This is a genomic window from Bradyrhizobium sp. BRP19 (genome assembly GCF_020194195.1).
Classification (GTDB): Bacteria; Pseudomonadota; Alphaproteobacteria; order Rhizobiales; family Xanthobacteraceae; genus Bradyrhizobium; species Bradyrhizobium yuanmingense.
Map to the genome: position 1 here is coordinate 13,488 of NZ_JADYVZ010000034.1, position 15,140 is coordinate 28,627.

At 59.8% G+C, this 15,140-nt stretch carries 12 protein-coding genes and 1 pseudogene; 3 read left to right on the forward strand and 10 right to left on the reverse strand.

Annotated elements, in window-relative coordinates; translation table 11 throughout:
• Positions 1 to 72: 72 nt before the first annotated feature.
• Entirely contained in the window at positions 73 to 300 is a 228-nt protein-coding gene (locus I6F36_RS37410; RefSeq protein ID WP_225144553.1) for a hypothetical protein, read from the forward strand.
• Positions 301 to 538: 238 nt separating this feature from the next.
• Here the strand turns inward: I6F36_RS37410 and I6F36_RS37415 are convergent, their stop codons facing one another.
• The 4 genes from I6F36_RS37415 to I6F36_RS37430 form a co-directional block, all read right to left on the reverse strand.
• Positions 539 to 925 carry a tetraacyldisaccharide 4'-kinase gene (locus I6F36_RS37415; protein WP_225173197.1) on the reverse strand — a complete coding sequence of 129 codons (387 nt, stop codon included), beginning with the start codon at positions 923 to 925 and terminating at the stop codon, positions 539 to 541.
• A gap of 453 nt (positions 926 to 1,378) precedes the next feature.
• Positions 1,379 to 2,551: a peptidogalycan biosysnthesis protein gene (locus I6F36_RS37420; RefSeq protein ID WP_225144552.1), complete on the reverse strand. Its 1,173-nt coding sequence runs from the start codon at positions 2,549 to 2,551 to the stop codon at positions 1,379 to 1,381.
• Positions 2,548 to 3,321: a class I SAM-dependent methyltransferase gene (locus I6F36_RS37425; protein ID WP_225130109.1), complete on the reverse strand. Its 774-nt coding sequence runs from the start codon at positions 3,319 to 3,321 to the stop codon at positions 2,548 to 2,550. Before I6F36_RS37425 ends, I6F36_RS37420 begins: the two co-directional genes overlap by 4 nt.
• 119 nt (positions 3,322 to 3,440) lie before the next feature.
• Positions 3,441 to 3,764: a hypothetical protein gene (locus I6F36_RS37430; protein ID WP_225130111.1), complete on the reverse strand. Its 324-nt coding sequence runs from the start codon at positions 3,762 to 3,764 to the stop codon at positions 3,441 to 3,443.
• A 1,084-nt stretch (positions 3,765 to 4,848) separates the two neighbouring features.
• Between I6F36_RS37430 and glmS the strand changes: the two are divergent.
• Both glmS and I6F36_RS37440 read left to right on the forward strand, forming a co-directional pair.
• Positions 4,849 to 6,680: pseudogene (glmS, locus tag I6F36_RS37435) on the forward strand (glutamine--fructose-6-phosphate transaminase (isomerizing)).
• A 6-nt stretch (positions 6,681 to 6,686) separates the two neighbouring features.
• Entirely contained in the window at positions 6,687 to 7,115 is a 429-nt protein-coding gene (locus I6F36_RS37440) for a hypothetical protein (protein WP_225173193.1), read from the forward strand.
• Between the two features lie 150 nt (positions 7,116 to 7,265).
• On the opposite strand, the gene I6F36_RS37445 is transcribed toward I6F36_RS37440, so the two are convergent.
• The 6 genes from I6F36_RS37445 to I6F36_RS37470 form a co-directional block, all read right to left on the reverse strand.
• Positions 7,266 to 7,928 (reverse strand): MIP/aquaporin family protein, encoded by a 663-nt coding sequence (locus tag I6F36_RS37445; RefSeq protein WP_225173198.1) that lies wholly within the window; start codon positions 7,926 to 7,928, stop codon positions 7,266 to 7,268.
• A gap of 140 nt (positions 7,929 to 8,068) precedes the next feature.
• The gene (locus tag I6F36_RS37450) at positions 8,069 to 10,102 is read right to left on the reverse strand and encodes a methyl-accepting chemotaxis protein (protein WP_225173194.1); all 2,034 of its coding nucleotides are present in this window, start codon (positions 10,100 to 10,102) and stop codon (positions 8,069 to 8,071) included.
• Positions 10,103 to 10,399: 297 nt separating this feature from the next.
• The gene (locus tag I6F36_RS37455) at positions 10,400 to 11,659 is read right to left on the reverse strand and encodes a Glu/Leu/Phe/Val dehydrogenase (protein ID WP_225130118.1); all 1,260 of its coding nucleotides are present in this window, start codon (positions 11,657 to 11,659) and stop codon (positions 10,400 to 10,402) included.
• 418 nt (positions 11,660 to 12,077) lie between these two features.
• Positions 12,078 to 13,475 carry an NAD(P)(+) transhydrogenase (Re/Si-specific) subunit beta gene (locus tag I6F36_RS37460; protein WP_225173195.1) on the reverse strand — a complete coding sequence of 466 codons (1,398 nt, stop codon included), beginning with the start codon at positions 13,473 to 13,475 and terminating at the stop codon, positions 12,078 to 12,080.
• A 39-nt stretch (positions 13,476 to 13,514) separates the two neighbouring features.
• On the reverse strand, positions 13,515 to 13,832 hold the full coding sequence (locus I6F36_RS37465; RefSeq protein ID WP_014492434.1) for a proton-translocating transhydrogenase family protein: 318 nt from the start codon (positions 13,830 to 13,832) through the stop codon (positions 13,515 to 13,517).
• Positions 13,833 to 13,854: 22 nt separating this feature from the next.
• Positions 13,855 to 14,985, reverse strand: coding sequence for a Re/Si-specific NAD(P)(+) transhydrogenase subunit alpha (locus I6F36_RS37470; protein ID WP_225173196.1), 1,131 nt, complete (start codon positions 14,983 to 14,985; stop codon positions 13,855 to 13,857).
• Between the last annotated feature and the right edge of the window lie 155 nt (positions 14,986 to 15,140).

The following is a 15,140-nucleotide window of genomic DNA, read 5'->3' on the forward strand; positions in this document are numbered from 1 at the left end:
ATTGGCGCAGTCTGTGAACGGGCTCATATCGAAGAGCCATCTGACGGGCTACGATCACCTCGAAAATCCGCGGTGGAATATCTGTCAATTCAAAGTCAATCGATGGGGGTGATCATGCCCATCATACTGGACTTGCTCTATCGCGAATATTGCCGCGCCCGTCTCGCTGAAATGCGCAAGCAGCTTCTGATCGCAGCTGAACGCTTTGAAGCACTCGAAGCGGACTACCTTATTTCGGATCAGAGTGACGACGAGAGGGCGGCGGCATACCGCAAGACCGGTCGCGGCGCGCCGCATTGAAGCAGCCAAGACCGGCAATCTCTCCCGCGTGGTAGTGGCCAAGCAATTCAACAGTCTGGGAGACAGCGATGAACACACCCGAATGCTATACCTTCACGGTGACCTGCGTCTCGTGCCTGACCATCATAGGAATGATGGTCGTTGGGGTGTGGTGAGCATGACTGTCTGCTGAAGCGGTAGCTTTAGCGAGTGCGAAACGAAGTTGGTCGGCACGCTTCGCTTTGCCCACCCGACGAGATCAGCGTCTGGAAAAACGCCGCTCGCGGGCCTTGTAGAGATGGTCGCTGATCAGTTGCCGCAGCTTGGCCCGGTCGTCGAATTCGAGCTGGACGGCGAATGGGACGATGCCGGTAGGGCACGTCATCGCTGCGATGCAGGCGCGCAAGATCATTTTCGTCGTCACCAGCGTGAGCTGCTCGCGCTGTGCCTCCGCTGCAAGCGCGGCGAGTTCCTCGCGCGAGAACATGTGATGATTGTCGAAGCGGCGCGTGCGCGCGACCTCGATGCCGCTGGCCTCCAATGTGCGGAGGAAGTGCTGGGGATCGCCGATTCCGGCGAAGGCGAAGACCCGCTCGCCGAGCAGCTGCGCGAGCGAGGCCGCATCCGGCTTCAGGCGCGCGCGCAGCTTGGGCTCGTTGCGTTTGGCGACCTCGGCGGCGACATCGTTGGCGGCGAGTCTGGCTCTCGTCTTGCCAAATTCATAAAAAGGTCAGGCCGCGCCGACGTCCTCTCGAGAGGAAGCACTGCTTGAAGCCGGAAAACTCGCTTAGGGATTCCATCAACTCGCCACGCGGGAGTGTCGTCGGGACTGCCGTGCTCTACCCAATTTCGTTCGGAAATCTCGCGAATTTTCGTGCCACAAAAGCGCTCGCTGCCGACCCTCGAGACCCCGAGTCAGCCGTCATGACGTCATCGGGCACCGTATCCCAGAATGTGCGCAGCAGTTTCTGCTTGAGTGTGCCTTCGTCGTGCTCCGGCTTGAAGAACCAGCGCGGCATCTTCAGTCCAAGTCCTGGCGTTAGGCCGAGGGGCACCGTACCCGACCAAAGACCTCGGCGAATCTTGCTCAATCTCGCAGTTACTCACCCAGCAAACGCTCGACCAACTCCCAATCCCTGCAAAGATGGCCTGCGAACTGATTCTGATATTGTCTGATCATACGCAGATTGTGCCGCTTGACGTCGGAGCCGCAGATGTGCTGTTCACCAACGCACTTGATGACGATGGCCTGCGGCTCGATCTTTGCCCCTCGGTTCACTTTCGCACGTAACGAGGAGGTAGAAAGCCGCAATGTTGTGAGACCGCGCGCCGCAGCGTAATCGAGGGGCTCGTAATAGCATAAGACGAAATATCTGTAATCCTTGAGATCGCGACTGTAGTCTGCCCCGAAGTAGCGCAAGTGAAGTGCCGTTCCAAAGCGATAGAAAACAGCAAGCCCGGTTATCTCGTTGTTGCACTCGGAAATTGCTGCGGCACCGAACTTCGACACACCCGCCTTTCTCTGCCCGGCGAGTATCCTTTCCATCCAGTCGCGACCCTGGGTGCTTCCGTGTCGAGACCTGTTTTGGGTTATGAGATCAGCGACTATGGAGTCATCGAGTTCTTCGGCTGAGGCCCATCCGATCTTCCCCCCGGCTCGCCGGAACGCCGCGACTTCAGACTTGCTTTGATTACGATCATGCGCGCACGAGGCCGCCATCATCCCGGCCACCCCTGTATCCGGCACTTCTAGATACGCTTCGGCAGAATGCAAAACGACCGTACCCCCAATGTGCTCCGCGAATTCCACCGCCGCCGGGTAGGGCATGTACGGCACTACAACGCCGGCATATCCCCGCTCCTGAGCATAGTTTAGAGCGCTGCGTCCCAACTCGCCTAAAGCCTCATACCTTCGCCTGCCCTGAATGCAGGGTATCTCGTTGTGGGTGTTGCGCCGACCACCCAGCCAGAGAAAACTTTGTTGCCAACGGCCGGGAATTCCAGCCATGCAATCTGGCAGGAAGAACAAACCAGGTGATTGGTCTCCCTCCCAAAGCGTGCACGCAGCCACGACTCCGGCCGCCCCGCGGACCGCAAGCACGTCCGTTGCGCCGAGCGAATGTTCGAGCGCTCGCAGCCACCGGTAGCTGTTATAGAAATTGTTATCACCGACGAGGGCATCCCATTCATGCTCGTCAAAGCCGCATAGACCTTCCGCGACCGCTGAGGAGAACGGGACTAACAACTTGCTCCTGAATGGTACAAACGTCATGGGTGTCGCCCCGCATGGCGTGGGACACGGACGCCTTCAATGATGATCGCGTGCGGGCTTTGGAGATATGCATGTAGCTCCGTGGGAAGCTGATCTATACGGGCGCATGTGGGCACAAACAGTTCTCTCCATTTCAATGATCGGAACCCGGCTTGTGCTAATGAACTCTCCAAAGAGGGAGCGGGCCAATGCCATGCAAATACGCCGCCTTGTTCTCCATTTTTGCAGAACTCGACCTTAATACGCCCACCTTCTAAATATGGGTTCTCAGGATCGTCTACGACGAGCCTGAAGCCACAGGGTTCGTACCAGTTTGGATGTGGATTGTAAGCTGGATGAGTGGACAACGATATCAAGCGCCCGCCAGGACGCAACAGTTCGGCCATTTCGGCGCACATGCTGTCCAGCTCACTTTTGGTGGCGGCATAGGGCAGCACATAGGATGCAAGTACCAAGTCGAATTGGGCTGCCATGTTGGCATGGAGATGAGTGACGAAGGAGAGATTGATCCCCTCTTTTTCTGCGCGACGCCGCGCGTAGTTTAGCATGCCTGGCGCCGGATCATATCCTACAACAGAGGCTGCTCCGCGTTGCTTAAGTATTCGCGAATATGCCCCCGCGCCGCACCCAAAATCGAGGATGGAGAAGCCATCAACGTCACCCATCACCTCTAGTACGCTCGGCACTTCGATGTATTTTTGAAGGGGCCATTCAGTCATATTCTCGTGCAGACTTGCAAATTCATCGAATTGGGCCGCGCTGTCGGACACGGACGCGCCTCTCGAGGCGCCGTCCCCGTGTTGGCACGAACCCAGTGTTTTTTCTTCGGGTGACGGGCAAGAACCGCCGGACAACGCAACTTTGGCTGGGAACGGTGAGGATGCGAGACTCATGCTTCGATCCGTTCTGACCAGACCGAAACTGTCTTAGATCTGTCGAGATATTTTTCGTAGAGTTCTTCGAGCATTTTCTTGCCGACGACGGCGAGCTCAGCTTGATAGGCTTTGCGATCGGTCACCTCAATGCGCTCGATATAGTCCCACGGCCCGCCTGATATGCCGACGCCGGTTTCCGTGATGCGGTGCGTCGAATAGCTGACGATAGTCTTCAATTTACTGGCGACGACATAGTCGACCTCACGTTCGAAGCGTTCATACTCCGCTGCGCTGACACCCGGCTTCAGTGCGGCAAATACAAATCGGACAACAGCCATTTTCGATCCCTCTCGTGTCGCGGCATATCAAAATCCAAGTGGCCAGCTCTGAGCCAAGAGAGTCGGCAACGATCGCCTCAGTGCATTCCAGGGCGCACTTGCGCTGGCCCCTTAGCTGATGGACATCGCTCGGCGAAAATGCTCACACAAAACGCGCAGAGCGCCTCGTGCCCTAAGGGAACACATCGGTGAGGGTGCTCCGAGAACATGAGCGATGGTGGGCACGCGCTCGATGATTGCCGATTGCCGTCCGTGATGCTCGGCGCACTCCTAAGCATCGCTACCACTCTCAGGGCGTGAGTAAGGGCCAACTGCTGTACAGCACGAACGACAAAGGCAATCGCGCCGCACCCGGCGGGCTTTCAATTCACGGCCTGTCGATGGCCTTGATGTGATTAGCCGAGCAAGGGCCATATGAACTCCGGGCTGCGCTATCTGCCAGACGGCCACATTGAAACGAGTTTGCGCAGGACCTCAGCAAAGTGCGTGCCACAAACGGCTTATGCCACTTGCGTAGCAGGCGGACAAAACAACCACTTCACGCCGTACGGCGGAATACTTGCGGTCTTGTCGAATTTCGCACATGCACGTCTTGATCCACACACGGCTGAATATGATCAGCCGGCGACTGCGCGGCAGCGCCCTCTTCGCGGGCTTCCGCCACGCCGATAAAATAACAAGGCGAAATGGGTGGACCGAATGTATCACACGATGAATGTGAATTCCTCTCGGCTACTCACCACACCGGAGCGATGTTAGATCGGGCAACGAGGTCGATGGGGAATGTCAGTATCTGGCGGCGTGAGCGAACATTCTAGGCCCCGCGGCTCAATTTAGGCGCCGAGCCATCGTCAGCAGAAGTCCCCCGGAATGCTTGATCAGCGTATGATATACGTCTAGCAGCGTGTCCGGGAACCGGCCCAAATAGCTTGTAAAGTCGTGCGGTACTGGCATGCAAATTGCCAGCTCCGTGGCTAGCCAAATGGGGGGGGGGGGGATTCATTGACCTGCCAACCCCTCTAGCTTGCCGCCTGACTCGAAAGACGATGTGGTTCAACGCTAGTTGCGGAGCATATTGACCTGCATGTGCGGAATTGTCGGCATTGTGGGACGCCGTCCGGTCTCCGAGCAATTAATCGTTTCCCTGAAGCGGCTACAATATCGCAGCTATGACTCTGCAGGCGTAGCAACGCTGGAAGGCGGTCATTTCTACAGACAGCGCGCCGAGGGCAAGCTCAAGGCGTTAGAGAACCGACTGCGCGCCGCGCCGGTGTGGGGGCATACCGGCATCGGGCATACCCGCTGCGCCACCCACGGAAAGGCAAGCGAGAAGAACGCCCATCCGCATGCGACTGACAATGTGTCGGTCGTTCATAACGGCGTAATCGAAAATTATCCAGAGCTGCGCGCCGAGTTGGAACGAAAGGGTGCACAATTCGTCTCCGAGACGGACACAGAGGTAGTCGCTCACATGGTCGAATCCCATTTGATCAAGGGCTATTCGCCTAAGGACGCGGTGAAGGCTTCGCTGCCCAAACTGCGTGGTCCGTTCGCGCTGGTTTTTCTGTTCAAGGGCTACGACGATTTATTGATCGGGGCCTGCAATGGGTCGCCGCTTGCTATCGGCCATGGCGACGGAGAAATGTATCTGGCGTCGGATGAGATTGCACTTGCGCCTTTCACGGAGAGCATTACCCATTTGGAAGACGGCGACTGGGCCGTTCTGACCCGCAACTCCTTCACGATCTACGACATGCAAGGCGTCATTGCCCATCGCGAGGTGCTGAAATGCAGAGCCTCGCCGGCTCTCGTCCGAAAGGCAAATTATCGTCCTTTCATGCTCAAGGAGATCCACAGGCAACCGGAAGTCGCCGGCCATACGCTGGCGCGCTATGTCGACGCGTCGGCCGATCGCGTCGCATTCCCTCAGACGCTCCCATTCGACTTCAACGACATTGGTCGAATATTGATCACCGGCTGCGGCACCGCACGCCATGCCGGCCACATCGGCAAATACTGGTTCGAGCGGTTGGCCCGCATCCCCGTCGAGGTCGATGTCGCTTCGGAATTACGCTACCGGGAACCGCCCTTGCGCGAGCGCGATCTCGCCATCCTCATTTCGCATCCGGCGAGACGGCTGATACGCTGGCTGCGCTGCGTTTTGCCAAATCTCAGGGACTGCGCACGCTCTCCGTGGTCAACGTGCCGAGCTCGACAATTGCGCGAGAGAGCGAGACCGTGCTGCAGACGCTGGCCGGCCCCGAAATGGGCGTCCCCTCGACCAAAGCCTTCTCGTGCCAGTTGATCGTGCTCGCGGCTCTTGCGATCGCCAACGGGAGAGCGCGTGGTGAATTGTCCCGGGCCACCGAGGCCACGCTCGTACAGGAGTTGCGCGAAGTTCCTCGCCTGATGACAGCTGCACTTACAACCGAACCGCAAATCGAGAAGCTCGCGCGGGAGGTCGCCAAGTCGCGTGGCGTGCTATGTCTCGGTCGCGGCAGCTCCTTTCCGCTGGCGCTGGAAGGAGCGCTGAAGCTGAAAGAAATCGCCTATATCCACGCCGACGGCTATGCTGCGGGCGAGCTTAAACACGGTCCGCTTGCGTTGATAAGCGATGGTGTGCCTGTCGTGGTGATCGCCCCTTCCGACTCGCTGTTCCAAAAGACGGTCTCAAACATGCAGGAAGTTGCAGCAAGAGGTGGCAACATCATCCTAATAACCGATCCAAAGGGCGCCGAGGCGGCCTCTGTGAACTCGCTCGCGACCATCGTATTGCCTGACATGGGGGCAAGCTTTACTCCGATAGTTTATGACATTCCGATGCAGCTCTTGGCGTATCATACCGGGTTGCTGATGGGCACAGATGTTGACCAGCCACGCAATCTCGCTAGGTCTAAGTCGGTCATTGTCGAATAGGTTGCCTTGATTTTCGCCGACCCGACGCTCACCACCAGAATATCGGCGTACTTCGAGCGGGTTGGTGACATCGGTCAAGTTGCGTCGAGCGCGCCGCAGCTTGACTCTTCCTTTGAACCTAAGCTGAACTGCAAGACGCCGGCCTTGGGCGATACCCCGCTCAGCACTTTACGTGACGCAATCAGCATCGCGCCAACCCTTCTTGGCGTGACCATCCCGCATAACGACCAACGCTTCATGGCATCGGGGCCCCGTCTTTCAAACGGCGCTCAAGATCTTCCGGTTTTCTTCCCAAATGCAGGAACTTGCCGGCGCCGCGGCTGTGGCGTGCTCATCTGGGCGGCGACGACCTCCCCGTCATTCATTGGCTGCACGATCGACCTGTTTGTAAGTGTGAGGAGCAGCCAGAGCGCAAGTTCAAGAAGACAGAATTGACGTGCCGACTGACGTCAATGAGATTGTCGATCACGTCAGCTGCGCCGGACCCTTTCGCTTCATTCTGCGTGTGCAGTGTTTTGCGAAAAGATAATGCTCAAACAATTACCTAAAGCGCGATGACGATTTCTTCCTAATCTCATCGCCCTTTCAGGCGGTGTTCCTAAATAACCATGCAGCGAGCGTTGTGGCCGCAAGGGCCCCAATCAGTTGCGCGATGATGAAGGGAACAACGCTACTCGGAGCGATACCGGCAAAGGTGTCGGACAGCGATCGTGCGATCGTCACCGCGGGATTGGCGAACGAAGTGGATGCGGTGAACCAGTAGGCGGACGTTACGTACAAGCCAACGGCGTAAGGAACCACAGCGGGAGTTCGGCTCGCGCAGCCGAAGATCGTGACGAGCAAACCGAACGTTGCGGCGGCTTCTGCGATCCACTGTCCTGCTCCGGTTCGTTGTGTGAGCGAGACTTGCCAGAGCGGAATATCGAACATCAAATGTGCCGCAAAGACCCCCGCGAGCGACCCGGCAATCTGCGCGAGAATATAGGCCCACAGGGCTCGCCACGTCAGTTCGCCTCGCAAGGTCAAGGCCAGACTGAGCGCGGGATTGAAGTGCGCTCCCGACAGCGGCCCGAAGACCAGGATCAGGACCACCAGGATCGCACCAGTGGAGATGGTGTTGCAGAGAAGCGCGAGCGCGACGTTGCCGCCGGCGAGCCGCTGCGCCATGATACCGGACCCGACCACGGCAGCGAGAAGGAACGCCGTGCCGAGCCCCTCCGACACAATGCGTCGTCCCAAGGACGGCATCAGAATTGTCCGAGCGGCGCATTTCGTAGGACCGATCTCCTCAAGTCCGCTCTTTCGCGCCATTTCATCTCGCTGATCATCGGGTTGCATTGAGTGTTCCTGCACAAGGGACATTTTGGCTGCTCGACCGCTTGGGCCGCTCACGCTCGTCGCAAGGATGCAATGAAGCGGCTCAATTCAGCGGTCAACTCAGAACTGCTCTTGGACAGCGCCTGCGCCGACTGCAGGACGCCGCCTGCCGCTGTATCCGTGGTTGCGGCGCCATGGGCGACCTGGCTCATTCCGCTCGCAACCTCCGAGGTTCGCGCGGCGGTCTGCTGGATGTTGTGCGCAATCTCGCGCGTTGCCAACAGCTGCTGTTCAACAGACTCCGACACAGCACCCGAAATCTGCGAGATGCGGTCGATCGTTGCGCTAATGGAAACGATTTCAATCACCGATTTGCGGGCGACCGACTGCATCGCGCCGATTTGCGCAGCAATCTGCGAGGTGGCATCAGAAGTCTGATCCGCCAAAGCCTTGACTTCCTGCGCGACCACCGCAAAGCCGGTGCCGTATTCGCCCGCACGTGCGGCTTCAATCGTGGCGTTGAGCGCAAGCAAGTTGGTCTGGCGTGCCACTTGCGCAATGATCCGAACGACGTCGCCGATCCGTTCGGCCGCATCAGTGAGCTCGGAGATCTGCCTGTCAGTCTGCGCCGCCTGGCGGACCGCCTCCAGCGCAATCTTCGAGGATTCCTGCACCTGCCGCCCAATTTCGGAGGCAGAGGTCATCATCTGTTCCGTCGCGGCAGCAATGAGCTGGATATTGGAAGAGGCGCTGTCGGATGCTGCCGAGACGTGGCTCGAAACGCCGGTCGTGTGCTTGGCCGACTGAGTGAGGCCAAGAGCCGCACTTTCAAGCTGGCGGGAGGCGTTAGCCACCGTCTGAATGACGTTACCGACGGCCGCCTCGAACGCATCAGCAAGCCGCTCTAGCTCCGCGCGGCTTCGCTCGCCCTGCAGGCGGTCGCGTTCCAACTGTTCGGCAAGGTCGCGCTCAGCCTTCAGGCGCATGCCCTGCTTGAAGTCCTCGACCGCCCGTCCCATGTCCCCGATCTCATCTTTACGATCAAGACCCGGCAGAACAATCTCGAACTGACCGGCACCAAGCCGACGCATCGCCACCGTCATACGTGAAATGGCACCGCCAATGCGATGGCCGAACAGCAGCGCAAACGTCGCGACCAGGCCCATCGCCCCAACCACCAGCCAAAACAGGAGATCGCGGGCATTTGCCGCGCGCAAGCCAGCCGCGGCGCTTCGGCGATCGGCTTCTGCAATTGCCTGTGCCAATGCCGGTCGATGGCTGCCATAAACCTTGGCAATATCCTCCATCTCCTCGTTCAGCGACTGCTGGACCAACATGAAGGCAGAAAATGCGGCTTGATAGGACTTGAGAAGCCTCTCAAGTTCGGGGCGAATACCCGGTGAGAGATCTGAGGTGGCCAGCAGCCCGGCGAATTCGGCGCCAGACTTGTCAAAATCCTGGCCGTATTTTTCTTCGCCGTGCAGCATGAAATCCTTTTCATACCCGCGCATCCTCTCCATGAGAACGGTCAACCTTGGCTGGTCGAGCTCGGCAAGCCGCCCTTCCAGCTGAAGCTCGGCCGTGCGCAGCCCGCCCTGGAGCCCCTCCTCGGCGTTAAAACCAAGCGCGCGCTCGGCCGAGACGATGTTCTGAAAGCGAGCGGCGTAGAGGTCGATCCCGCTCCGCAGTCCGGAAGAGCTCTTGAGAGGATCGCCCTCAGGCAATCGCGCCGCAATGCCTTCGATGTCGCCGAGCATCGCCATTTCGTGCTTGAGCAGCTCGGCATGGCGCTCAATCATTGCCTCGTCGCGCCGACGCAGGAATTCGGTCGTCACATGTTGCGATTCCAGAAAGCTCTGGGAGAGCGCCGCAAACCGGTCACGGACGCGAGCGGCCTCGTCCGCATCACCCTGGACCTGCGCCGCGTGGTTCAGCCCGACCAGGCAGATCGCGCCGGTCGCAATGACCGCGATAATGCCAAGCAGGCCGATCTTTAATCGCAAGGAGGCACTGAATGTTCGGCTGGCCGGAATCTGCAGCTTGAGCAAGCGCCACAATGGGGTGCGTTTGAACGAGAGCGCGCGAAGTGTGAGAGCTGAGAACAATGCTTTCTTTCCTTAAATGGCGCATGGCTTGCCAATCCTGCGGCCGATGAAAAACTGTAAGACGTGAGACTATCACTCAACGCTAAACATGCCGCTGCCGTTTGTCGGCGACGGCCCAGCCAAGTCTAGGGCGAACTGGCAGACAGACCGATCTGCCAGTGGATTGGGTGCATTTGTGCTCGCCAAGGAGACCATCAGGACGAGCGCACAGGTCAGTTGGGGCTCATCATTCAAGTGGCTCGTTAGCGGCAGCATAGGGGGCCTACGGCGGCTCCACGCGAGGGAAGAACTAGGTTTTTACGGGAACAGGCCGCGTGTTTCCTTGGCACCGCGAACACGCTCGACGCCTATTGCCATGGCCGCGGTGCGATTGAACAGATTTTCGCCTTTGCTTCGCGCCAGGACACGCTCGAAAGCACGATCCAGGAGTTGATACTCCCGGCGCATGACTTCCTCCTCCTCCCAGAACAATCGCTGAAGGTCCTGCACCCATTCAAAGTAACTGACGACAACACCTCCCGAATTGCAGAGAATATCGGGAATGACGAACACCTCGTCCTGGCGTCCTTCCAGAATTCGGTCAGCTTCCGGCGTGGTCGGTCCGTTGGCGCCTTCGGCAAGGATCCGGCAGCGCAGTTTAGCGGCCATTCCAGCGTCGATGACCCGTTCGACGGCAGCCGGAACAAGCACGTCGCACGGCACGGTCAGGATCTCTGCAGGATCCAGAGCGAGCTCATTGGAGTAGCCATCAAGGCTTCCTTGCGAGGCTGCGTGCCGGACCAGTTGTGGTATGTCGAGCCCACGAGGGCGGTAGAGCGCGCCGGTGTGATCGCTGACCGCGATCACTTTCACTCCCATGTTATGCAGCTCAAGCGCGGCGATCGAACCGACGTTTCCAAATCCTTGAACAACGGCGGTTGAGCCATTGAGACGGATTTTGAGCTCGTCTGCAGCGCGCCTGACCAGATGAGCCACACCCCGGCCTGTCGCTTCACGACGGCCGAGCGTTCCACCAGCGCTGACGGGCTTGCCCGTCACGATCTCGGTGACGGTTTGGCCCTGGTACATCGAATAAGTATCCATGAACCAGGCCATGATCTGCTCGTTCGTACCGAGGTCAGGAGCCATAACATCGGTGTGTGGCCCAACGAAGGGGATCATTTCCTGCATATAACGGCGCGAAAGCGCCTCAAGCTCGCGCTTCGACAAGGTCGAGGGGTCGACATTGATGCCGCCCTTGGCCCCGCCATACGGCAATCCGACCAGGGCACATTTCCAGCTCATCCAAATGGCGAGCGCTGCAACTTCGCCGAGGTCGACTGTGGGCGCGAACCTGGTGCCCCCTTTTGTCGGGCCAAGCGTCAAATGATGCTGTACCCGGTAGCCCTCGAACACCGCGGTGGTGCCATCATCCCGGTGAATTGGACACGATACTGTGACAGATCGCTTCGGCAACAACAGGCGCGGTCTCGCATCATCCGGTATGCTCAGGTAATTCGCGATCACCTCGAATTGCTTTACGGCCATCTCAAACACTGGCCCACGATATGCAGTCACGCTAGCTCCTCAAGCTGGATATGAAAAATTGAACGCTCATGCGTCGGGACGCTTTGGGCCCTGAACAGGTGATGCGATTTCGGGACGTGGAGATGGTCGCCGTTATCGCAAGAGCGCAGCTTGCGCTCACGCCGAATAGAGGACCAATGCCACGAAAGCGAGATTGACGAGGGCGGCCACGATCGCCAGCAACCAAGTGGTCGCAGGCGAAATGTCTGGAGTATCTTGCGAGTCTGGGATCCAAAGGGGCGGCGGCGGCATCTCAATGTCTCCGAAAGCTTGCATTGCAGCGGATCGAGCAAGCAAGATGAAATTGCCTCATGGCCATCAGGCGAGCCAGCTGTTCAAATCTATGGCGCGGCCGTGCTGATCTTGATCAAGACTAGAGAGGCTCTGAACCATGTTTAGCTCGTGGCGTTCACATCGCCTTGACGATGTTCTCGGTGACCTTCTTGGCGTCGCCGAGCAGCATCATGGTGTTGTCGCGGTAGAACAACGGGTTGTCGATGCCCGCGTAACCCGAAGCCAGCGAGCGCTTGATGAACATCACCGTTCCGGCCTTCCAGACCTGGAGCACCGGCATGCCGTAGATCGGCGAGGTCTTGTCCTCTTCGGCCGCCGGGTTGGTGACGTCGTTGGCGCCGATCACGAAGGCGATGTCGGCCTGCGCGAATTCGGAGTTGATGTCCTCGAGCTCGAACACCTCGTCATAGGGCACGTTGGCTTCGGCCAGCAGCACGTTCATGTGGCCGGGCATGCGGCCCGCGACCGGGTGAATGGCGTATTTCACCTCGACGCCTTCCTTCTTCAGGATGTCGGCCATCTCGCGCAGCGCGTGCTGAGCCTGCGCCACCGCCATGCCGTAGCCGGGCACGATGATGACCTTGGAGGCGTTCTTCATGATGAAGGCCGCATCGTCCGCGGAGCCGAGCTTGGCGGGCTTCTGCTCGCCTGTAGCCCCGTCGGCCGCCGCGGTCTCGCCGCCAAAGCCGCCGAGGATGACCGAGATGAAGGACCGGTTCATCGCGTGGCACATGATGTAGGACAGGATCGCACCCGACGAGCCGACCAGCGCGCCGGTGATGATCAGCGCCGAATTGCCGAGCGTGAAACCGATGCCGGCCGCAGCCCACCCCGAGTAGGAGTTCAGCATCGAGATCACGACCGGCATGTCGGCGCCGCCGATCGGGATGATCATGAGGACGCCGAGCAGAAGCGCCAGGATGACGTTGAGCCAGAAGAACACCGGGCTGCCGGTGACGACGAGGCCGACGATGCAGGCGACCAGCGCCACCGCGAGCGCGACGTTGATGACGTGCCGGGCCGGCAGGATGATCGGAGCGCCGCTCATCCGCGCCGACAGCTTCAGGAACGCGATCACCGAGCCGGTGAAGGTCAGCGCGCCGATGGCGACGCCGAGCGACATTTCGACCAGGCTCTGGGTGTGGATATTGCCGGGCGTGCCGATATCGAAAGCCTCGGGCGCATAGAACGCGCCGGCGGCGACCAGCACCGCGGCCATGCCGACCAGCGAGTGGAAGGCGGCGACGAGTTCCGGCATCGAGGTCATGGGCACCCGCCGCGCGATCACCGCGCCGATCGCAGCGCCGATCGCGATGCCGACAATCACCAACACCCACGCGAGACCGTCAGCCGGCGGATGGTTGGCCAGCGTGGTGGCGACCGCGATCGCCATGCCAATCATGCCGAACAGATTGCCCTGGCGCGAAGAGGCCGGGCTCGACAGCCCGCGCAGCGACAGGATGAACAGCACCCCCGCCACGAGATACAAGAATGCAGAGAGATTGGCGCTCATCTCAGGTCCCCATTGATCCCATCAGCCCGAGGTGGCCGCTCACTTCGACTTCTTCTTGTACATCGCCAGCATGCGCTGGGTGACAAGGAACCCGCCGAAGATATTGATGCAGGCAAAGATCAGCGCAACGAAGCCGAAGGCGCGCGCCCAGCCCGAGCCGCTCGAGACATTGGCGACGCCGCCGGCAAGCAGCGCACCGACCACGATCACCGAGGAGATCGCGTTGGTCACGCTCATCAGCGGCGTGTGCAGCGCCGGCGTCACCGACCAGACCACGAAATAGCCGACGAAGACGGCGAGGACGAAGATCGACAGCCGGAAGATGAAGGGGTCGACGACCTGTGCAGCGTGCTCCATGGCGGCTCTCCTTAAACCCGATTTAAGATGATTTGGGCTGGAAGTTCGGGTGGATGACGGCGCCGTCTTTCGTCAGCGCCGTGGCCTTGACCAGCTCATCGTCCCAGTTCACGGCGAGCTTCTTCTCCTTCTTGTCGACCATGGTCTCGATGAAGGCGAACAGATTGCGGGCATAGAGGCCGGAGGCCGAGGCTGCGACGCGGCCGGCGACGTTGGTGTAGCCGACGATCTTGATGCCATCGAGCTCGACGACTTCGCCTGCCTTGGCGCCCTCGACATTGCCGCCGCGCTCGACAGCGAGGTCGACCAGCACCGAGCCGGGCTTCATCGACTTGACCATGTCGGCACTGACGAGCTTCGGCGCCGGGCGGCCCGGAATCAGCGCGGTGGTGATGACGATATCCTGCTTCTTGATGTGCTCGGCGGTGAGCGCGGCCTGCTTGGCCCGGTATTCCCTCGACATTTCCTTGGCGTAGCCGCCGGCGGTCTGCGCGTTCTTGAACTCCTCGTCCTCGACGGCGAGGAATTTCGCGCCGAGCGATTCCACCTGCTCCTTGGTGGCGGGCCGCACGTCGGTCGCGGTCACGACGGCGCCGAGACGGCGCGCGGTCGCGATCGCCTGGAGGCCGGCGACGCCGACGCCCATCACGAACACCTTTGCGGCGGGCACGGTGCCGGCCGCGGTCATCATCATCGGGAAAGCGCGGCCGAAGGCCTCGGCGCCCTCGATCACGGCGCGATAGCCGGCGAGGTTGGCCTGCGACGACAGCACGTCCATCACCTGCGCGCGGGTGATGCGCGGCATCAGCTCCATTGCGAAGGCGGCAATGCCGGCATCGGCCATCGTCTTCAGCGCGGCCTCGTTGCCGTAAGGGTCCATGATGGCGATGACGAGGGCGCCGCGCTTGTACTGCGACAGCTCGGAGGCTTCGGGACGCTTCACCTTGATGATGATGTCGGCGTCCTTCAGCGCATCCGCGCTGACGGTGGCACCCACGGCGGTGAATTCGGAATCCGGCAAGCCCGACTTGATGCCGGCGCCCGGCTCAACCGCGACTTCGGCGCCCAACGCCCTACACTTCTTCACCGTATCAGGCGAAGCGGCGACGCGCGGCTCCGACGGATCGATTTCCTTGGCAACGGCGATCTTCATGACACCTCCCGGCGAGCGCCGCCTGTCTTCGTACAGCAGTATTCCGAGCGCACCGGCCTGCAGAACGCCCGAATTGGTTCGTAGTGATGACTTGTTCGCACTGGATATAAGGCTCGTTTGGCAGACTCTATCAGATGCCCTGCGCCGTTCTTTGG